Annotated in this window: 21 protein-coding genes and 1 tRNA gene; 11 read left to right on the forward strand and 11 right to left on the reverse strand. The window is 46.9% G+C overall.

Annotated features, from left to right (window positions below; genetic code table 11):
* Window positions 1-2: 2 nt before the first annotated feature.
* Both HQRW_RS01230 and HQRW_RS01235 read left to right on the forward strand, forming a co-directional pair.
* Window positions 3-848 carry an endonuclease V gene (locus HQRW_RS01230; RefSeq protein ID WP_014555137.1) on the forward strand — a complete coding sequence of 282 codons (846 nt, stop codon included), beginning with the start codon at window positions 3-5 and terminating at the stop codon, window positions 846-848.
* A gap of 248 nt (window positions 849-1096) precedes the next feature.
* A complete protein-coding gene (locus tag HQRW_RS01235) occupies window positions 1097-1954 on the forward strand; it encodes an SDR family oxidoreductase (protein WP_014555138.1) in 858 nt (285 codons plus the stop codon).
* Window positions 1955-2132: 178 nt separating this feature from the next.
* Here HQRW_RS01235 and HQRW_RS01240 read toward each other — a convergent pair whose 3' ends face one another.
* Together HQRW_RS01240 and HQRW_RS01245 are read right to left on the reverse strand one after the other, a co-directional pair.
* A complete protein-coding gene (locus HQRW_RS01240; RefSeq protein WP_014555139.1) occupies window positions 2133-3377 on the reverse strand; it encodes an ArsA family ATPase in 1245 nt (414 codons plus the stop codon).
* Between the two features lie 98 nt (window positions 3378-3475).
* Window positions 3476-4597 carry a pyridoxal phosphate-dependent aminotransferase gene (locus tag HQRW_RS01245; RefSeq protein ID WP_014555140.1) on the reverse strand — a complete coding sequence of 374 codons (1122 nt, stop codon included), beginning with the start codon at window positions 4595-4597 and terminating at the stop codon, window positions 3476-3478.
* Window positions 4598-4916: 319 nt separating this feature from the next.
* Here HQRW_RS01245 and HQRW_RS01250 point away from each other — a divergent pair, with 319 nt between their 5' ends.
* Together HQRW_RS01250 and HQRW_RS01255 are read left to right on the forward strand one after the other, a co-directional pair.
* Window positions 4917-5435: a CinA family protein gene (locus tag HQRW_RS01250; RefSeq protein ID WP_014555141.1), complete on the forward strand. Its 519-nt coding sequence runs from the start codon at window positions 4917-4919 to the stop codon at window positions 5433-5435.
* A gap of 179 nt (window positions 5436-5614) precedes the next feature.
* Window positions 5615-6202: a metal-dependent hydrolase gene (locus tag HQRW_RS01255; protein ID WP_014555142.1), complete on the forward strand. Its 588-nt coding sequence runs from the start codon at window positions 5615-5617 to the stop codon at window positions 6200-6202.
* 163 nt (window positions 6203-6365) lie between these two features.
* On the opposite strand, the gene HQRW_RS01260 is transcribed toward HQRW_RS01255, so the two are convergent.
* The 5 genes from HQRW_RS01260 to HQRW_RS01280 form a co-directional block, all read right to left on the reverse strand.
* Window positions 6366-7172 (reverse strand): PHP domain-containing protein, encoded by an 807-nt coding sequence (locus tag HQRW_RS01260; protein WP_173362462.1) that lies wholly within the window; start codon window positions 7170-7172, stop codon window positions 6366-6368.
* A 390-nt stretch (window positions 7173-7562) separates the two neighbouring features.
* The gene (locus tag HQRW_RS01265; RefSeq protein ID WP_011570531.1) at window positions 7563-8015 is read right to left on the reverse strand and encodes a transcription elongation factor Spt5; all 453 of its coding nucleotides are present in this window, start codon (window positions 8013-8015) and stop codon (window positions 7563-7565) included.
* 6 nt (window positions 8016-8021) lie between these two features.
* Window positions 8022-8195 (reverse strand): protein translocase SEC61 complex subunit gamma, encoded by a 174-nt coding sequence (locus tag HQRW_RS01270; protein ID WP_011570532.1) that lies wholly within the window; start codon window positions 8193-8195, stop codon window positions 8022-8024.
* 471 nt (window positions 8196-8666) lie between these two features.
* Window positions 8667-9983, reverse strand: coding sequence for a cell division protein FtsZ (gene ftsZ, locus HQRW_RS01275; protein WP_014555144.1), 1317 nt, complete (start codon window positions 9981-9983; stop codon window positions 8667-8669).
* A gap of 233 nt (window positions 9984-10216) precedes the next feature.
* Window positions 10217-11767, reverse strand: a complete 1551-nt coding sequence (locus HQRW_RS01280) for a D-aminoacyl-tRNA deacylase (RefSeq protein WP_149031504.1) — start codon at window positions 11765-11767, stop codon at window positions 10217-10219.
* Between the two features lie 294 nt (window positions 11768-12061).
* On the opposite strand from HQRW_RS01280, the gene HQRW_RS01285 reads away from it, so the two are divergent.
* The 4 genes from HQRW_RS01285 to HQRW_RS01300 all read left to right on the forward strand — a co-directional run bounded on the left by HQRW_RS01285 (window position 12062) and on the right by HQRW_RS01300 (window position 15445).
* The gene (locus HQRW_RS01285) at window positions 12062-12880 is read left to right on the forward strand and encodes a shikimate dehydrogenase (RefSeq protein WP_014555146.1); all 819 of its coding nucleotides are present in this window, start codon (window positions 12062-12064) and stop codon (window positions 12878-12880) included.
* A 319-nt stretch (window positions 12881-13199) separates the two neighbouring features.
* Window positions 13200-14042, forward strand: coding sequence for a helix-hairpin-helix domain-containing protein (locus tag HQRW_RS01290; RefSeq protein ID WP_014555147.1), 843 nt, complete (start codon window positions 13200-13202; stop codon window positions 14040-14042).
* A complete protein-coding gene (locus tag HQRW_RS01295; protein ID WP_014555148.1) occupies window positions 14039-14962 on the forward strand; it encodes an aminotransferase class IV in 924 nt (307 codons plus the stop codon). The genes HQRW_RS01290 and HQRW_RS01295 overlap by 4 nt, the downstream gene beginning before the upstream one ends.
* Window positions 14963-15034: 72 nt before the next feature.
* Window positions 15035-15445 (forward strand): Rieske (2Fe-2S) protein, encoded by a 411-nt coding sequence (locus tag HQRW_RS01300; RefSeq protein ID WP_049891507.1) that lies wholly within the window; start codon window positions 15035-15037, stop codon window positions 15443-15445.
* A gap of 202 nt (window positions 15446-15647) precedes the next feature.
* On the opposite strand, the gene HQRW_RS01305 is transcribed toward HQRW_RS01300, so the two are convergent.
* The 3 genes from HQRW_RS01305 to HQRW_RS01315 all read right to left on the reverse strand — a co-directional run bounded on the left by HQRW_RS01305 (window position 15648) and on the right by HQRW_RS01315 (window position 17338).
* A tRNA-Met gene (locus HQRW_RS01305) sits at window positions 15648-15722 on the reverse strand.
* 69 nt (window positions 15723-15791) lie between these two features.
* Window positions 15792-16265, reverse strand: coding sequence for a GtrA family protein (locus tag HQRW_RS01310; protein WP_011570539.1), 474 nt, complete (start codon window positions 16263-16265; stop codon window positions 15792-15794).
* 2 nt (window positions 16266-16267) lie between these two features.
* The gene (locus HQRW_RS01315) at window positions 16268-17338 is read right to left on the reverse strand and encodes a glycosyltransferase family protein (protein WP_014555150.1); all 1071 of its coding nucleotides are present in this window, start codon (window positions 17336-17338) and stop codon (window positions 16268-16270) included.
* A 288-nt stretch (window positions 17339-17626) separates the two neighbouring features.
* On the opposite strand from HQRW_RS01315, the gene HQRW_RS01320 reads away from it, so the two are divergent.
* Entirely contained in the window at window positions 17627-20137 is a 2511-nt protein-coding gene (locus tag HQRW_RS01320) for a DUF2298 domain-containing protein (RefSeq protein ID WP_014555151.1), read from the forward strand.
* 4 nt (window positions 20138-20141) lie between these two features.
* Here HQRW_RS01320 and HQRW_RS01325 read toward each other — a convergent pair whose 3' ends face one another.
* Window positions 20142-20399, reverse strand: a complete 258-nt coding sequence (locus tag HQRW_RS01325; protein WP_011570542.1) for an HAH_0734 family protein — start codon at window positions 20397-20399, stop codon at window positions 20142-20144.
* Window positions 20400-20519: 120 nt separating this feature from the next.
* On the opposite strand from HQRW_RS01325, the gene HQRW_RS01330 reads away from it, so the two are divergent.
* Complete coding sequence (locus HQRW_RS01330; RefSeq protein ID WP_011570543.1) at window positions 20520-20801, forward strand: 50S ribosomal protein L44e; 282 nt, start codon at window positions 20520-20522, stop codon at window positions 20799-20801.
* A 3-nt stretch (window positions 20802-20804) separates the two neighbouring features.
* Window positions 20805-21032, forward strand: coding sequence for a 30S ribosomal protein S27e (locus HQRW_RS01335; RefSeq protein ID WP_014555152.1), 228 nt, complete (start codon window positions 20805-20807; stop codon window positions 21030-21032).
* Window positions 21033-21321 lie beyond the last annotated feature (289 nt).

Here is a 21321-nt window from a genome sequence, read left to right on the forward strand (position 1 = left end):
CCATGCAGCCAACAGATTCAAAACGCATTCCCGACCCAGAGATGAGCCAAGATGAAATGAAAGCTCTCCAGCGACAAATCGCTGATGCTGCATGTTGGCAGGATACATTGAGCGTGAATCCTGAGATGATCCGATGGGAACCCACCGAGACGACAAAAGATACAACACAGAAAACAATCGACTCATCGACCTCAACGACTGATATACCCAATCAAGGCGCAGATGAGACACAACCGCTTGTTGCTGGGGTTGACCAGGCATTCCGCACAGAGCAATCAGAGGTTATCAGTGCAATTGTCCTCACTCGAGGAGCGACTGTTGTTGACCGTGTCGTAGCGGTAACTGATCTTTCAATTCCATATATTCCTGGGTTACTTTCCTTTCGTGAGGGAGGACCCATTCTTGCTGCATTTGAAGAGATATCACAAAAACCGGATATTACCATGTTTGATGGAAGTGGTCGGATGCATTACCGGCAGGCAGGACTTGCAACGCATATTGGGGTCGTACTTGATATCCCAACCATTGGTGTTGCTAAAAGCCTCCTGTGTGGGACGCCAGAGTCAGACACAGCACAACGACCTGCAGGATGGCAGACACAAATCAATGCTGATGAGACGGTTGAAGATGCCGATACAGAGACTGTCATTGGGCATGCATTACAGACACGACAATATGACTCGCGAAAAATCATTAATCCTGTCTACGTCAGCCCTGGTCACCGTGTTTCAGCTACAACGGCAGTCAAGATTACTCAAGCACTCTGTGATGGATATAAACTCCCTGAGCCAACCCGTCGAGCAGATGCATATGCTGACGAAATCAAACGTGAGTACTCTGATAATTGACCACTCACGCAATAATAATATCAAGTCACTTTTGATCTTAGTTGGTCTTTGTTTTTGTTTTTGTTTTCGTTCTCGTTTTCATTATTCAGTAAGTAAGCTGGGTATACTCAATTACAGTTGACCTACCAGGCAATCATTACATGAAATGGTGGTATGACAAATTAGTATACATCAACCAATCGAAACAGTCTTGAGTTATTCACGAGCAAATCGCGTACAATTAACATCTCGAATATCTATCCATCTATATGCAGCAGACAGTTCTTATCACCGGGTGTTCGTCTGGAATTGGGCGAGCAGCAGCACATATGTTTCTTGAGGCAGACTGGCGTGTCTACGCAACAGCTCGAAATCCTGCTGATATTGAGACGCTTGGTGAACGCGGATGTCAGATTGCAACGCTTGATGTCACTGATGGTGATGATATTGACCGTGTTGTTGATCGAATTGAAGATGAATCTGGGTCTGTCTCATGTCTGGTGAATAACGCTGGATTTGGACAGTTTGGCGCAATTGAAGATATCCCGACAGCACAGGTACATCGACAATTTGATGTCAATTTATATGGACCTCATCGACTCATTAGAGCGGTGCTTCCGAAGATGCGTGAGAATGAAGCAGGGACAATCATCAATATCTCTAGTGTTGCTGGGCAGGTTTCATTCCCAACCGGTGGAGTTTATGCCGGGTCAAAAGCCGCTTTGGAAGCAATGAGTGATGCCCTCCGGAATGAGGTTGCGCCATACGATATTGACGTTGTCATTATCGAGCCTGGACCGGTTGAAACGGCGTTTCCTGACCGAGCTGCTCGTGAATTCCAAGATGAAACAAAGGAGAATAGCATAGCGGATGACACTCAACAGATTGAGCGCTCTGGTGCGTATGAATCATTATATGAACTACTCACCGATACTAAGCTCGTCGGCGGTGGAGGATTTGGTGCTGTATCAGCCGAGCGTGTTGCTGAGGATATTCTTGATGCCGCATCATCAACAAGTCCACAGCCGCGATATCAAACGGGAGCCACAGCCCGAGTTGGTGTCCTCGCCCGGTTTGTTCCATCAACATGGCGAGATACACTCTATCAGAAGCTTCAATCGCTATGAATACACAGTCCGGTTGGGGTTCCCAAGCGATATAATCGTGATTTGATGATATACCTGACGCCCCTGGGTAGAATTCCTCGCGATGATCGCCAAATCAAGAAGAATCATATGTCTTAGTGTAGTGAAATACTATGTGTTTTTCTGCGGGGCGATTGCCAGATTCAGCTTGAACCAGTAATTAATTGAGACATGCAGCAACGACGCGAAGGGCATTCCAGCCACGAACTTCTTCAGCAAGTAATGGTACCCGCTTGACATCCCGTCCACGAAAAAGATCGGTCGCACGCTGGATTGCTGTCTGTTGAACATTCCATCGTCGTTGGCAGAACGCACAGTCCGATGGATTCGGTGAGACAACCCACTCTGAATCAACGTCCGCATTAATTTCAGTGACATCAACGAGATCCTCCATCACTCGATTAACAATAAGCGTTTGAACAGGAATCTCATATCCTTCTAGTCGGGTAATAAGTCGCTCGGACTCGACGACACTCATCTCCTCGGGGATCATTACCACCCGAAAGTCGGTTCGTGTCGGATCTCGCAAGACTGATCGAAGCCGCTCAATCCGCTCACGAAGTTCATCTAAGTCAACCTCTGATTGAGCATTGGTCTCATCACCAAACCCAAACATCCCTTTGACGCTTCCCATCATGCCTGAAAATTGCTGTCGAAGCGACGCAATGCGTCCAAGCATCGTATCCATCAACTCTGGAAGTTCGAGTAATCGAAGTGTATGTCCAGTTGGTGCGGTATCGACGATAACGCGGTCGAATCGAGGGTCATCCAAATATTCGAGTAGTTGTTGCATTGCTGCTGCTTCATCCGCGCCAGGCATTGCTCCCGCGCCGCTAGCTGGACCCATGAGCCCTCCAAGCATATCATCCATTTCATCGAGATTACCAAATGGCATTCCAGTCTCCGCATCTGGGTCGCCACCAATCCCGGTCTCAAAACCAGATTCTGGTTCACCAAATCCCGCTGAGGCGTCTTCATTTCCGCCGATATTATCAGATATATTATCTCCCTCTCCCTCTTCCCCGGCGAATGGACCAGCAGCAACCGAATCGGGATCAATCTCAGCCGCATATAATGGTATATCATCCCGAATACGAGCTGGTTCGGGTGGGATATCAGTATCAAATGTATCGGACAGTGAGTGCGCTGGATCCGTTGAGACAACGAGGGTATCGGTCCCAGCGGTTGCAGAGGCTACTGCAGTTGCTGCGGCCATTGTTGTTTTTCCAACACCACCCTTTCCGCCGTACAGAACGTATTCAGGGGCATCAACGCTTTCTGGAAGTGTTGTTGCATCATCAACAATCTCAACATCAACTGCGTGGTCATGATTCGACTCGGTTGTATCATCTGCAGTCGAGTCATCCTCGACCGCATCAACTGCATCAACATCGATACTCGACATATGAAGGGCGACGAGACCCATGTTTGTGTACTTCTCGGTCGGCGTGACGGAACATCAGATATCAATTACAACAGGACAACTGAACACATAATCTCACATTAATTATCTTGGAAGAACGTCATAAGACGGTCGCCAGCAATTGAAACTCGATCAGTACATAATGAAAATCGAATCCAATCATCGTATGCATTACCAAATGCCTCGCCAGGCATGCCCGCAACGCCTGCTTCATCAATCAAGTACTCAACATTCTCCAGTGTACCGGGCAAATCATCAAATCGCGCCATGACATAGAACGCACCTTCGGGCTCTGTATACGCAGCCCCAATCGTTTCAAGTGCGTTCGTAAAAGTATCAATGCGCTCGCGGATGGTGTTGCGAACAGACGCATAATATGATGGCGGTGTTTTCTCAAGTGCATCACTCACAGCCCGTTGAGCTGGGCGACTTCCAGAAACAGTGACAAGCATATGCCGGGTCTGTGCGGCATCAACAAGCGCTGGGGGAAAGACTGCATATCCAACCCGAAAGCCCGTAATTGCCATTGATTTTGAAAATGCAGATGTGACGATGATTCGGTCGGTATATGATGACAATGTGAGTGCACTCTCAAAATCACCGGTAAAATCAAAGTGATCATACACTTCATCGACAATGACAAGCGCATCAATATCAGCAGCAATAGCCGCGACGTCATTGAGGGCTGCCCGATTATAGACGGCACCAGTTGGATTATTTGGTGTATTCAATACAATTGCGACAGTATCAGTTGATGCGGCGTCTTGGATTGCATCGATATTGAGATGACCATCGTCATGAACAGGCACATGTGTTGCTGTCGCATCAAGCAGTGACGCCTTTCCTGGATAATACGGATATACCGGGTCTGTTAACAGAAATTCCGGAGTATTGACATCCGAACACTCCACTGCTTGAGCCATCGCAAGATAATTTGCTTCGCCAGCCCCATGAGTGATGATGATATTGTCAGAGTCAATATTCCGACGGGCGCCAATCTGCTCTCGAAGGTCGGTAAGTCCCTCACTCGGTCCGTACTGAAAATCCGCTGCGTCTGCGTCGGCATACTCATGAAGTCCATCGCGAAGCGCGTCTGGGGGCTCCCAATCAGGATTCCCTGAGACCATATCAACGATATCGCGATCAGCATTGCTCGCATACTGCATCACTTGGAAGAAAAGTGGTTCATCATATTCATTCATACCCTGGTCTGTCTTACTCATATCTGCATCTGCATGGGAGTTTGTCACGGAATCTGAATTAATTGCCGTCTTGTATCTACGTAGACTCGATTTTGACCGGAAGATTTCTTATTGAGCATCAGTCTTTCTTCTCGCCCATTCGCGATCTGACTTCGAGCTTATACCAATTGATACCGTAAAGACCGCACTCCTTGTCAATATCATCGCGGTATCGCAAGAGTCTGCCGTGGAGATGAAAAACCCAGTATAAATGGGGGCTTCGCCAACTTGCGGTAATCCATCATGAGTATTTTGAGTGCCCTCTCCGTATCTGAATGCAATGCACGATTTTGCTACTGACCCACCAATTGAGGCTCGCGTCGGTGAGATACTTGAAAAAGCGGACGCAACAGTCGCTGTTGCGGAATCTTGCACTGGTGGACTGATTGGGTCATTGCTCACAGACATTCCAGGTGCGTCTGCGTACTTTGATCGATCTGTTGTCACTTATTCATATGACGCAAAACTGACTGCACTTGGTGTCTCTCGAGAAGCGCTTGATGATCATGGTGCAGTATCGAAGTCTGTTGCGAGTGAGATGGCTGCTGGTGTCCGTGATACTGCAGATGTTGATTGGGGTGTCGCGACAACGGGGATTGCTGGACCAACAGGTGGGACAGATGCTGAGCCGATTGGTGCTGCGTACATTGGCGTTGCATATCAGGGTGATTGGGGAAGCAATGAGTCATACCGAACTGTCGAACGGACTGTCTTCGATGGTCAAAGAACAGCGATTAAAGAGCAAATCGCTCGGCGAGCACTTGAGTTACTATGTGAGTCTGTTCAAGAACAACCCTGACCGTCTGAACGTTCAAGACACGTTCCAAGATCAAGAACTCAAAAAATCGTCTGTACATCGATTCAATACTACTGTTGGTGACTTCCAGATAATACAACCCGATACCCGATCATGAGAGTTGACCTGAAGGAGGTTAGCATCCAGAAGACTGGTAGGAATAGCCTGCAGATGGATAATCGATGAACAAAGATGGACATGTATTGAATGCGGCGCTTCTCGCTATTGGTCTTGGTCTTATTTTGACAGTTGATATTGCAATCAGTGCTGAACGACTCTTTACTGCAGGTGTCACGGCTAAGCCATCTCCTAGCGACGAAATCCAGACATCAATTGATTTTGCCGCACAACTCGGTCGGTCAGTGCTTGCATTCTCGCTCCCGATTATTCTTGGAGCGTTATTCCCAGATGTTGATACAGCATTTGGTCGTCATCGAAAGACGCTACACAATCTCCCCGTTTTGTTGCTCTTTATATTATTTCCACCGGTATTTGGAAATCTCCAGTTTGTCTGGATCGGTGTTGCCACACATTATTTACTTGATGTTGTCGGGTCGAAACGTGGGATTGCACTGTTTTATCCACTTTCAGCAAGCGAGTACGACCTGCCAATAGGTGTCGCGACAAGCAGTCGCTGGACAACAAGTGTCACACTCATTGTGACTGCTGGTGAACTTGCTGTATTATTTATTATTCATACATATATCATTGCTCTCGATACCGCACCAATGGTTGTCAATGAAGCAGTTGTAAGCGTATTAATGTCATGAGTGTTGTCAGTGGATCTGAATATCGTATAATCTAAGAAATATACGACGCTCTCAGAGCTTGAAAAAAGAAATTGTATACCTAACAATAACAGCAATAGTTGCATGGATTACCTGATCAGTGGTCGGTTATATCTATGCCCAAATCCATCAACATAGTGTGAATTCAATATTCCGCGACATCATCGTATTTTCCATCATATGCAATATGTTGTGGATGAGTCGGCTCCATCCCCGATAAGAACAGTCGATCAAGCTTTTTCCATGAGTTCTCATATACGAGATGAACGAACTCAGCGAGTTCATGAGCGGTATACCTCAACCCACGTTCATGATACACCCGGCGCGATACTCCTGATTTGAGTGCTTCAACAAGATCAGCTTCAGAATCAATTGCACAATCGAACGTTGTCCAGACACGACCAACGCTTCCTGGGAGGTGTGCGTATGACGACCCAAACGGTTGGTGGTTGGTTTTGGTAATGAGAGAGATACTACGGGTGTTTGCCCATCCTGGAGACTTGAAATTATATACCTCGATTGCATCAACTGCATCGGCGTTCGCTTGAATATCTGACTCGCTAAAACTGACATTCATGAATTCTGGATGTGGAATAAGTGTGGCTGCACCTTGTCGATCAAGAGCGTCTAGCGCACCGGTAAGTGAAATGAAATCCGGAATAGGCTCATTAAGCCCAATGGCAAGTATATGTCGACGAGTCTGCCAACTACCTGTAAAAATCTCTCGAGCAGGGATAACAAGAAGGTCATCATCAGAGAATTGAGCGGCGCGTGAACGGATATTATCAAACCGTGTGAAATGCGGTGCATACACAATAACATCAATTTCTCTTGCTTTTGCACAGGCGACGACCTCGTCGGATAACACCTTAACATGAAGATCAACCCGTGTCGATGCGGTCGTCTCAGTCACGTTATCTGTTCTGTATGGTGTGAGGTTAGCAGTTACCATTTGAGACTATTAATATCAAATATGCTATATTACAAACATACTCTACCACGTGAACCAAATATAATACCACATGCATCACACAATTATCAGCCATCCATCTAATCTCGAGTAATATTGATTCTTCGAATCCACACTGTGAAACGCTGCGTCTAAGAGGTTAATAGTTTCACGCTATCGTGGATCGATGTCAATATTAACCTAGGGTAAACTTATATATCCGAACACTCGATCCATTTCTACTTATAACAAACCTATGAGCCATAATCTCATCAACGGTGCGAGGAGCGTTAATAGATACATATCGTATTAATTATACAAAAATTTCGTTTCGAATGATTCTGGCGTGGACGTCAGCCGATACTGTACTATGTTTTCGTCTTCGCTTTACTCTCACCGTTCATCGCTGTCGAGGACGCGAATTTGATCTCCACGGACCGTGACAGGGATTGGAACAGTTGCCTCATATAGTTCGACAGTCACCTGATCTTTCGTCTCATCAATTCGTTGGACTCGAGCCTTCTCACCTTTGAATGGTCCAGCAATCAACTCAACAATATCACCTTCAGCAATCCCTTCGACATCTGGTGTTGGCGAGAGGAAATGTTCAACCTCTGCGATTGTTGACTTCCCAGCCTGACCACCACTTTTCACTAATCCCCGCGCGTGTGGAATTTCTTCAAGTACTCGTGAAATGGCTGCATTTGAGTCTGATTCGACCATTACATAACTTGTCAATGAGTCCGGTGCTAACACAGCGTGTATATCCGGCTCCTCGCGGGTCGCAATCATATCAGCAACGGTTCGTTCTTGACTTGCAGTTGTTTTGACAGCGAAAATCGACATAGTATATCACACACCTCCAGGCAACAGCGTCATTATTGCGAAAATGAGGAATCCAAGGAATCCAACGAATACAATTCCTGCGCCAGCAATAAGTCCAATCTGAGAGAATTCATTCCACGAAGGGGTGCTTGCAAGCTTTAACACCCGTACATAACTACTCAACTCAATTTTGACGTCCATTCTTAGTATATAGATATCTGACCGAGGGTTTTCTATCTTTCTACAAACATTGCTAGGGATAGTCGGTCAAATCAACCGTTCTGCAGAGTGCCTCCTCAATAGACTAACGTTGTAGCGTCATGGAATTATTTGATATGACTATTGTGTCAGTAAATGACTCTTATCCACAGATAGCAAGGCAAGTGCCTCTGAAGTTGTCCCCGAGGTACTTCCGGACACTCGTATTTGCGTGAGTATGTCGATTGTTGTCATGTTCAGATGTAATCGGATTATCGGATCTGTATTTATATTATCATTCCAGATATACTGAGTACCTCGACCTGTCAACTGCCTCGGGGTCATCTCAAAGCCCCGAGGTATCCGGCTTGATTCTTGATGAAATCTATAGTATGATGATATGAAGACACTCAGAGCAAAGGATAACACCTGAGATAGACTCAATTATGCGACGGTCTCAGATTGAAGCGGTGATTATTCGATAAAATCGGCGTCCTCATCTGGGAATGGGACCTCAGTCCGAGTAGCTGTCTCAGCCTCATCTGTCTCTGCGTTCGACCCTGTATCCGTCTCAACACTTTCAGCGGCGTTCACGCGACCATTGCCGTCAGTATCGACGCGCATTCCCTCAACACCTTGTGCATTTGACTGTGCAGCGGTATCAGATGAACCGTATATCTGTGGTGATTCGACGCCAGTAACGACAATCATTGTCCGCATTGTTCCATCAAGATCATCATCAACAGACGTTCCCCAGATAATTCGTGCATCAGGGTGAATCCGGTTGTGGATTTCCTCAACAACGCCTTCAGCCTCTTCAATACTCATGTCCGATCCACCAGTGACATTCACAAGTGCTGAGTTTGCACTTGAAATATCGACATCAAGCAGCGGTGAGCGAAGCGCACTCTTAACTGAATCTTGTGCTTTTGATTCTGAATCAGACTCACCAAGTCCGATCATCGCAACCCCGCCACGCTGCATGACTGTCTTGACATCCGCAAAGTCGAGATTAACGAGCCCTGGCTTTGTAATGAGCTCTGTAATCCCCTTGACAGAACGCATTAACACCTCATCCGAGACTTTGAATGCCTGTCTGACGGGAAGTTTTCCAACAGAATCCAAGAGTCGATCATTTGGGACGACAATCACAGTATCGGCAACATCACGAAGTCGTTCGAGACCTGCCTCAGCATTTGTTCGTCGGACTTCACCCTCAGCGGTAAACGGTGTTGTCACAATAGCAATCGTGAGCGCATTTGACTCACGAGCTGCTTTTGCAACGACTGGTGCTGAACCAGTACCGGTACCACCTCCAAGACCAGCGGTGACAAAAACCATATCTGATCCTTCGATTGCGTTATAAATCTCCTCTTGAGATTCAATTGCTGCTTCTTCACCGACCTGTGGGAGTGAGCCTGCCCCACGACCCTGGGTTTTCTGCTCACCCATGAGGATCTTCGTATCTGATTCAATCTCAACAAGATGCTGGACATCGGTGTTTGCAGCAACAAGTGTTGCTCCTTCAATCCCTTCTTGATGCATCCGGTCAACGGTGTTTCCTCCGGCTCCACCGCAACCGACGACGGTAATGTCGGTCTGGAGATCCTCAAGAACATCCTGGAGTTCATCATCAGTCATTGTCCCGCTTTGTGAGAGCCCATCATTGGTCGCACCCGTGTCGGCAGTTGATTCAGACTCGGGCTCGGCCTCGACCGCGGCTCCGTCGACGGCGTCCCCACCTCCTGTTTTCTCAGCTTCATCTATTGCGTCGTCGACGATGGAGTCCATGATATAACCGTTCGTATCAAACACAGCTTAATTATCTTTCCCCTTGATGTCAGACAGACGGCTGACATTAATGATCAATTCAATAACAGTTTAGCAGTTTGTGGGTGATAATCTGTCTCCAAGCACGGTGTTCGTAAGTGAGTGAGCGTATTATACTCGTAATTAATACCCTGAGATCAGTATCCTCGATAGTGTTCATACCCCTCACACAGATTCGAACACCGGAGCCGATACTATGATGATGAGGATGAGGATGAAGATGAGGCTGAGGTAGAGAATACCGGAAATGTGACTGTCTCCGTTGTATGGACTGCTTCTGGGTCAATAGTCCGTCCCGCAACTGTCACTGATTCACCAGCGGCAAGACGACCAAATGCTGGACCTTCAGGGACGTCCAATGTTGCCGCCTTTGCAGGGTCAAAGACCTGACGCCTCACGCGGAGTGTTTCATCGGTCCGCTCAACCCGGTCATACTTCAATTTAAGAATATCTATCAGCGCATGAGTAATTGACTCAACCGAGAGATAATCAGAGACAATCATACGTCCAGTTGGTCTTGTCCCACCTTCAGTTGTCTCAAATGCGAGTGTGTGCTTAGAGAACACCTGGTTTGTTGTCTCAATATCGATTCCGGTAATCGTCTCCATGAGTGATGTTGGAAACGCGAGTACCACAGCATCCGCACCAGCCCAGTCTATTGCATCCCGAATATTATGACTGTCTTCGCTTTCAGTTCTCTCTGCATCGACGTTATGATTCGTTCCAGTATCAATATCACTTGATTCCTTTGTGTGAATTGTTCCAACCGCGTCATTATCTGTGTGTCTATCAGTGATAACAAATTCATCAGACGTCGTAGGGTCATATTCTGTTGCAGGGGTTCCTAGACGGAGCCCTGCGGCTATCGGAACAAGGGCATTTTCAAGAGCGCTGACCATTGGGCGAGAGACGCCAGTGGTCTCTCGAAGCCATCTCTCCTGGACAACGCGGATATCGGCTTGGCTAATCACTTTCGTTAGCTCTGGACGATCATCAGCAACAAGTGCAACATCTGCATCTGATGCGGTCACTGCATGATTGATAATATCACGATTCGCTGCTGGCGCACCCATTGAATCGAGTGCCCAGTCAGCACCGATATGACCGACAACCCAGTCTGTTTCTCGAATAATACGCTCGAATCGCGGTGCATAATGTCCACCCCCAAACCCAACCACGGTTCGGTCAGTCTCGACATTAGCTGGTGCATCTTCACCTGAGAGCTCAAGAATCGCTTGTGCGACTGCATGTGCGCCATCAGGATCATTCCACTCCGTTTCACTACTCCCCAGTTCAACAAAAAGTGACGGCGCGCCTACGGTGGTTGGACCATGATGCGTACATTCAATACCAACGTCATATTTCGATGGAGCATACCAATCAAATGCTTCAAGCAGTGTCTGTTGTATCATCGGACAAGCCTGTGCAAATGAACCAGGTTCTCCACCATATTCCGCCGGACCAAAATTACCAGTGAAATGTGTGGTTAAAAGCGGTCCTGTATCGCCACTATGTCGTGAGAGAAATGCAATAATTTGTGGTGTCGTCGAGAATAATTCAGACGCATTTTCAGCTTCAAGATGCCACTCATCAATCGTGCGCATTTCGAAATCATCATATTGTTCATATTCGTCGCCAGCAGCGTCACGGTGAGATTCCCACTCGACAAGTTCATGCAGCTGATCACTAATCGTAACAGAGGCAGCATCAGCACTGCTCACGACAAGACCAATCACAGTGGGCATTCGATAATGATAAAGTAAAACTCATCGAATGAAAGCAAACAAGATCAATTAATGAATTATCAGATCACCAGGTCATCAGGTTATCATGTCAGTACCCCTCACCCTGATTTACTCACTGAAGATATCAGGGTTAGTTCATCCCTTCTAAGAGAGAAATCACAGTCAATGAGAGCATGGAGTGGCGAGAAAAGACGAATAGACATACCCACATTGTCATGAATATCGGTTCCAATACCGATACCGATACCGATACAGAAATTGTATTGATGTTACCAAACTAAAGAGGATACACGAATGGACATCTATGGATTAATCGGGAATCCAGTTGAGCACTCATTATCACCACCAATGCATGAGGCAGCATATGACGCACGCGGAATTGACGCACGATATGTGACATTTGAGCCGACGAAGGATACTCTTGAGACCGCAATTAACGGTGCTAATGCGCTTGATATTGCTGGAATCAACGTCACAATTCCATTTAAGCAGGATGTGCTTAATCATATCATTCCCGATGATATTGCTCGCGAGGTTGGCGCCGTAAATACAATCAAATTTCACGATGGTGAAACACCGCGTGGATATAATACCGATGTCGCAGGTGTCAAACGGGCGTTTCAACATCATAATATCAGCATAGACGGATACGATGCTGTCGTCGTTGGTGCTGGAGGTGCTGGGCGGGCTGCTGCCTTTGCACTTGCTGATGCCGGTGCACATGTTCATATCGCAAATCGGACTGTCGAGCGTGCTGAGACGATTGCTACAGATATTGGTGGGCAAGCAACTGCTGGCGGGCTTGACACCCGTGATGAAATTTCTGATGCAGATATATTGCTCAATGCAACGAGTGTCGGGATGGATCCAGACAGTGATCAAACTCCGGTTCCACAGTCATATTTACACGATGGATTAGTCGTACTTGATGCAGTATATACCCCCATCGAAACCCGATTACTCCGCGAAGCTACCGCAGCAGGTGCAACGACAATTGACGGGGCATGGATGCTTTTATATCAGGGTGTTGTTGCATTCGAGATTTGGACCGAGCAGGATGCGCCAATTCAACAGATGAATGCTGCGCTTAGAGCAGAACTCGAAGATGCGTGATGAACTTCCCCAGTTTATCTATATTCCATAACATACAGATCTAGATCAGATCTTTGCAGAATGAGCTAGCCCAAATTGACTGGCTGAATAATTCTCTTCGCTGATCAGATAATATTCAAGAGTGTGGTCACCGATCTATTTGTGCACAGCTCCGAGAGTACTATTCACATCATCGTTATCATATTTTCTTCGAATCCACCCAATTCCACTGCATGTAATCGATACAGGAAGTACGACTCAAAACTCGATATCAGCGAATCATAATTGTTTCAATATTCTGAGAATTTATTTAAATATACACCAGGCATATCTGATAAATATGAGCATATTTAATACTGTCATATCCGCAATCCGATCATTATTCGGTGAGAGTGATCGTGACAGACAGTCAGCAGCAGAACCGTCATCACGTGGAACAGTCTCAGTTGAGTATGATCCATCCGATGAAGAGACAAATAGTACTGTTGGTTCTGACAGCGACGCTGGTGTAGATTCACATGAGGAAGCCGTGTCAACATCTTCGTCTGGTGATGATATTATTCCAGAGCCGAAATACGACACAGAACCAAGCCCAGATGCATCAACAGAAGCGACAGTCAAAGGGACTGACATCAACGTCGAGTCACAAGCCAGCAATGATACCGATACCAGTATTGATGATCCCGCTGATAGCCATCCTGCAGCGACTGAGACCGATGCGTCAGCATCGACAGGTTCACTTGTTGAGGATGCGACTGGAAAAGAGCCCGCAGAGGCAGTAGGGACAGCTACTAGTAATACCGATACTGAGCGCATGGACGATTCTGATACCAATTCAAATACAGAGACACCGACTGATGCGGTCGGAACTGAAACCGATGCATCAGCATCGACAGCCTCACTCATCAATGAGGCAACTGGGAAGGAACCTGCAGAAACGGTCGTGTCCACCGGAACAACCGAGCAACAAGATGAAACTCCGGATACTACTGTTGGAAGATCAGTTCAGGAAATAACTGGAATCGGCTCGGCGTATGAAGAAAGGCTCTCAGATGCTGGTGTTGATTCAGTTGCAGATCTTGCTGCTTCAGAGCCCACAGTACTTGCTGAAGCGACTGATATCGCTGAGACGCGTATTGCACGATGGATTGATCAGACAAAGACGGACGGAGAGGCGGAGTGAGTCGCAATCGCTCTATATCTGACTCTCCATTATACGCGCATGTTGATAATGAACTTGTTCCCATGGAAGATGCGACGGTTAGCATTCGTGATCGGGGATTTATGTATGGTGATGGTGTCTTTGAGACACTTCGAGCGTATGGTGGTGAGGTATTCCGATGGAAAGCACACGCCAACCGTCTTGCGGACTCCGCAAGCGCAATTAATCTTGAACACGGACTTTCACGGGCGACACTCAAGAATCGAATTGATGAAACGCTCACCGCCAATAATCTTGATGAGGCTTATGTTAAACTCTCTATAACACGTGGAGTGCAACCAGGGAAATTAAATCCCGACCCAACTGTTGACCCAACCGTTGTTGTCCAAACGAGCCCACTGCCGCGTGGTGGAGTCAACAGCAACCCAGTATGGGATGGCCCAGCGACATTGCAGACGGTAAAGACACGGCGGATCCCAGATCGCGCTCTTCCTTCGCATGCAAAAACGCATAATTACCTCAATGGAATCCTTGCACGAGCAGAATTACGCGTGAGTGATGCCGACGAAGCGGTGATGCTTGATACAGATGGGCAACTCGCAGAGGGTGCAACTGGTAATATCTTTTTTGTTGATGGAGATGCGCTTTGCACGCCAAGCCTTGATGGACCGATTCTCCCAGGCATAACTCGGTCAACTGTTCTTGATATTGCTGCTGAGGAGGGAATTCCAATCCGTGAGGATAGCTTTGATATTAATACTCTACGTGAGGCTGAAGAAGCGTTTGTCACGAACACAACTTGGGAAATACGACCAGTTAAGACGATTGACGGTATCGATATTGGGCGCGGACCACTCACCACACTGCTCCAGCAAGCATTTCAAAACCGAGTCGAAAAACGATATTACGATACACATAGGGAGGTCCCAAACGAAGAGTAACCATCTCTGACATGGAATACTACCCGGTGCTTACCGTTAAGCTTGAATTCAGTCATGTCCTATATACAACAGATGAATGATTCATGCCGGATAGCTTCGAGTGAAGATGTATCAAAGGATGAAACACTTGTATTTACTGCCTCAGCAGGATTTGATACGACGGAGGGAATTCTCACCCGTCTTTCTGATGATACAATTGTTGCGTATACGAATTACTGTCCACACTGGCGTGATGTTCGTCTTGACTCAGGATCAGGGGCACTCGTTCGCGATGAGACGGTTGTCTGTCAGAAACATGGAGCAACATTTGAGAAATCGACCGGACACTGCGATTTCGGACCATGTGAAGGAGCTGTGTTAGATACGTTTGATATAACAGTCACAGATGGTACAGTGTACCTGACTGATAATGAATGGGAAGAGGCTACCCAAGGAGTATCTGAGGACCGTGACCTTTCTTCAGGGACTCAGATTGGATTCTGACGTTTACACAGTACAAGGAGAATCGAGCTAAGTGCCTTGAGGTTTCGAATGTGATCTTGAGATACTTCTTGGATCACAAACACTGTGGGGGTATACAACATTTTTTGAATCATGTTTATGTGCAGACGGTACAAGATTACCGCCCCCGAGGCTTGATTGTGGTGAGTTCACGAATATGACTGATACCCATCTAAAAAAATAGTAGCGGGAGGTAGATTTGAACTACCGATCTCCGGGTTATGAGCCCGGCGGAATCTCCTGGCTATCCCATCCCGCTAATTAAGAAACAATCAGCTATCCTGTTAAGGATTGTGTTTCGACTGTTGTGTGGTAGTTTGTTCTTAAATCATGACCGTGTGACGCGCCATGTAAGAAGACTCTCAGCTATGTAATTTATTCCGAGTGAGCCGGCAATCGCAATTGGAATTGGAATTAGTTGCCAAACATCAAATCCAGCAATAAGTATCGTAATCTCAAATTGACGAAGTGCACGAACAATTAAAAACTGGACGGCTAATCCACCACTCCTGACGAGATTTGAGCGAAAAAATCGACTTATTGTTGGAGCAATTCCTGGAGCACCCATATCTGCGAACGTCCATCGTTCGTTCACCGCAAACATCACAATAATTGCAACTTCCGCTCCGAGAAGTTTGGCGTACTCATCAAGTAAATCAAAAATAACGATAAGCGCTGTAGTCGTCATAATATCAAAAACGGCTCCAAGAGCCCCTACCGAAATGAATTTTCCGAATCGAATGCGTGAAAAAAGCGCATTGACAATACCATGATCACGACCACGACCACGACCTCGACCCATTCTCACCCTACCTCAATCGAACTTTGATCTGTTGTGTCGATATTAACATTCACATCAGCCTCAGCCTCAGCCTCAGCATCTATAGTAATATTAGTTGCTCTCTCGCTCAGCGCCGTCGGCTTAGATGTAGCAACCGAGTCAATGACTGGCTGTGATGATGACCTTTCGATTGATGCAAGAAGCCGATGAACTGGGTCATGAGCAAGCGCTCGTGCACGATGACGTGCTGTAACAAGGACACGACCAAGCCTGAGTGCTGTCCGAAGGGGTGAAACAGTTGACCCAGGTTGGTCTTCCCACCGAACAGGCACCTCAGCGACTTGATATCCAAGTCCACCGCTGATTGCTAACAGCTCAATATCCCACGCGAACCCAGAGGCATAAATATGTGACCGAACTGCCTGCCATGCATCTGTGGTGATCGCTTTTGCACCGCATTGATAATCATATAATTGTTCATCAAGCAGTCGACGAGCGAGCCATGCAAACCCATCACCAAGATATCTTCGCCCTAATGTCTGATGTGCAGTGACATCAGCTGATGGATGTCGTCGCGAGCCCGTTGCGACATCGGCAGTATCATTGATTAACGCCCTCAAAACAGTCTCGAATGATGATGCTGGCGTACTGCCATCTGCATCCGCAAATGCAAGTATATCAATAGTTGACGCAGGAGGCGTTGTTGTCAGATTGATAGTTACGTCTGTATCTCGATCAAATCCTGGATCAATATTTGATCTTTCGGTCGTCTCATTATTACTCGTAACTGTCGTTGTTGTTGAATTCGCAGTTGTGTTTGTACATGCACATAATCTCTCAAATCCAGCAGTGATTGCTGCTCCCTTTCCTCGACGAGTATCAGCAATTGCAATTTCAACAGATGCAGTAAACGTCGAGTTAGAAAGCCGTGAGTAAAGCTGCTTGAGTAATGATGAAGAAGGGGCGTCAAGCTCAATTCGAAGGACAGCCGGTGATGGTGTCACCTGTGTGTCGAGCTGTTGAAGATATGAGGTGAGACGTTCGGGATCAGGCTGATAAGCCGGAATGACAACCCCGATAGAGCGAGTCATCATATGCAATATCTTCGGTGGTGTAAAAAAGAACCCGCTCTTTGTATGAATTCAAAACATAATATGGATTTGATTCAAATCAATGAAATTTGAGTATCATAATCCATACCGAAATATGGATCCAAGGGATATGTATAAAACCACAGATATAAACATAAATCGCATACAACCAGATATATCGATTGACTGAACAGACGTCATGCACCTATATCGGTCAGAGCAAGCAATCTGGAATATGGTCTTAATCATTGAGATACCTGATATGCAATCACAACATCTATTCTACAACTGATGGAGTATATTATTATTGCGCGATGGCTGATTATGTACGCGGCGATATTCCTCTTTGGACTCCCGATTGCCGCTCGATTGCTTCCAATGACAAGCAGCCGCGGCGTTGGACTTGCTATCCCAATTGGATTGTTACTCATAAGTTTCCCAGCTTACTGGGTTGGTCACCTTCCGGGTGGATGGGGACTTCCAGCGCTACTTGCTGGGACTGTGGTGCTTGTCGTCTCTGCTGGGCTTGCTATAATTGATTTTAGCAAACTCCGTAATGAACAAAAGCGGATACAGATCCGATTCACTCAGGCGATGCGTCCAAGTCGACGAGCTATCTCCGATACGGTAGTCGTTTTCGTCGCGTCATTTGCGTTTATTATTCTCATTCGGGCATTTGACCCGGCTGTAATCCCTATTGGTGGGGAGAAATTCCTTGACTTTGGGTTATTGAAGACATTATCACGGTCATCATCGCTTCCACCAACTGACTTCTGGTTTGCTGGAGAGCCGGTGAAATACTATTATGGTGGCCATCTCACAACAATACTTCTTGGATGGTTAACTGAAACACCACCTCGGTTCGCATACAATATTGCACTCGCAGGATATTACGCAACGCTTGTGACAGCCGCATTCGAGGTAAGTGGTGCAATCGCAGAGGCGAACGGACACGCGCGGCGAGTTGGCGGGACAATAGGTGCTTTCTTTACTGGAATCGCTGGAAACTTACTAACAGCCGCCCGACTCACGGTTGCTTCGCTTCCGGCATCACTCGAGCGTCAGGCTACAGGAATCATTGCACAGCAGACAGGTGATTCAGCACAGAATATTAACACAGCGTTACAATCATTCAGCTATTGGGATGCATCTCGCGTTATCGACGGGACGATTAATGAATTTCCACTTTTTGCGTGGTTAAACGGCGATTTACATGCCCACATGCTGAGTACACAAACGCTATTACTCGGGGTTGGGATTGGATACGCATATTATCGGACATCGAGGTATAAAAAACGACGAAGACAAATCCTTGTGTTTGGAGCCATCCCACTCACCGCCGCATGGCAAGCAGTTCAGAACACATGGAGCTTTCCGAGTATCATTGCACTTGGTGGTCTTGCTATCCTTGTTGCGCCTACTCATCCGGTCACACTACTTCCATGGTCTGAGCACCCACGTGAAGCTCCAAAAACTAATTCGTACATCGATCGCATTTATTATGAGATTATCCGAATTGGATGGACCGTTGGGATTACACTTATTTGTGGTGCTATTGCAGTAGGATTTGCAGCACCATTCCTTTTTGAGACAGCCACTGGGGGCGGACAGCGTACTATTGAGTTCCTTGCCCCGACAATGCGAAGCAGTATTGCAGGGTTACTTCTCGTCCACGGTGCATTTATTATTGGAATTGTCGGTTATCTTTATATACAATTGAGCGATCAATTGAGCGCTGATTCGGAGAGTAGAGCACGTGTCGTGACTGGTTCGATTCTGCTGGTTGGAGGATTCACTGTGCTCACTTGGTGGTTAAACCTCCCTGTAATAATTATAACACTGCCGGTGCTCGTTGCGGCGCTGATCGGTGCGCGGATAACCCACACGGTCGGATATGAAGCAGTCTTGATAATCGGCGGTGCTGGGTTGATTACACTGGTTGAGATTATGTATCTCAACGAACAAGCCGGTCCAGGTCGTATGAATACGGTCTTCAAGACATATGCACAGGTGTGGGTATTGTGGGCAACAGCAATGGGGATTGCAATCCCAGGCTTACGCCGGGCGCAAACGCCTCCAAACTCATCATCATCACCATCATCAACAGAGCAATTATCATCAAAGCCAGACACATCCAGTTCACCGACCGCGACGGTGACAGCAACAACTCAGGCAGACTCACCAACATCGATTGGCGAAAACTTGCAGTCGGCTGAGTTGTTCGGATCAATAACACAGAGTATAATCAGTGTCGTGATTGCATGTCTGATCATCAGCACAAGCATGTATGGTGTACTCGCGATTGGTGGACATCTTGCTGCAGGTCCACCACCGGGGGGACCAACACTTGATGCGACCGCATTTGTTGATCGGGCACATCCGACTGAGGCAGTCGCAATCGACTGGATTGATAACCGTCGCGGGCAGCCAACGCTATTGGAAGCACCTGGAACGACGCGATATCACGATGACTCACGAGCACGCGCAACCTATAGTTGGTATGGCAACCCAGCCGCAAGCCTCACTGGTGTGCCAACTGTCGCTGGATGGAATCATGAAGTTGGATATCGCGGACAGGCTGCTTACCGTGATCGTGTCAGTGATGTCGATTTAATGTATACATCGAATGCATCCACTCGGGCTACATTATTCGACAAATACAATATTACGTATATCTGGGTTGGACCAGGCGAACAGGCTCGATATGATAATATTTCATTCTCGATGAATGCGGTGTCTGTTGCACATCACTCAGGGAATGTCACTATCTACGCTGTTGATCAATCGGATCTCCCGTCATAATCTCCTATATGCCTTGGTCGGAAAGGACGGTAATCGCCTCTGCATCAACAGCAATGACATCAAGAAAGTGTGGAACATATTGCCGTTTCTCAAATGTTTCGCGTTCATCCTCAGTACCGACAGTACACCACAACTGCGGTCTGCTGGGTCCATGATAATCCCCTTGTTTGTCAATCGAAAAGCAGATAACCTCTTCGCCATCAACCTCGATTTCTGCCCCGCGGTTAATGCCCAGACTTCCTCGAATGATGAGTTTCTTCATGCCCTCTGATTAACGAACTCAGGTATTAATCGCTTCGGAGATAGTCCAGCCTATACCAACTCAAAGCGAACCAAACGGGTTTTAACTGGTGATAGCAAAACCGACATAAGGTAGATATTTATGGAGATGCCACGCCGATTCAATACGTACTGTCCACATTGCGATACGCATCATGAACATGAAGTTGAAAAGGTCCGAACAGGTCGCTCAACCGGAATGAAATGGAACGCACGACAGACGCGTCGTGGAAAATCAACAATTGGAAATGCCGGAAAGTTCTCAAAGGTTCCGGGTGGGGATAAGCCGACAAAAAAGACAAATTTGAAATATATCTGCTCAGACTGTGGAAAAGCACACATGAGAGAGGGATGGCGTGCTGGTCGTCTGCGGTTTCAGGAGTAATTAATGGCAGGGAATTTTTATCAACTGCAGTGTCCGGACTGCAACAATAAACAAGTTATCTTTGGAAAGGCATCAACTGTCGTTAATTGTGCTGTATGCGGGACGACACTTGCAACACCAACCGGTGGCGACGCCGAATTCAATGGTGAGGTAATCGAAACCGTTGAGCGACGTTCGGTTGAAAATGCAATTTCGCGCGTCGATGATAGCCCCACCGACGCAGATTCATAATTTTTTATTAACGGTTTGACATCCTCCCCGCTCTAAAGGGCTGTCTCTTACCCATAAGTTCGTGGAGTCGTAACCGGACGTTTCAGACGCTCTCAGAGATATTTTGAACTCAGCAAATCGAGGCGAGAAGCGATTCAAACAGTGATATCGGCTGTGGGGGTGACAGAACGCCGGTAATCAACTCCACTGCAATTGTTCCAAAGAGGTGTTGAAACTGTAGATACCGAGGATTTCAGTCGTGCTCGCCGATCCCGATCCCGTTCCGCTAAAATCCTGACTCGAGTTGTGG

It is taken from the genome of Haloquadratum walsbyi C23 (genome assembly GCF_000237865.1).
Classification (GTDB): Archaea; Halobacteriota; Halobacteria; order Halobacteriales; family Haloferacaceae; genus Haloquadratum; species Haloquadratum walsbyi.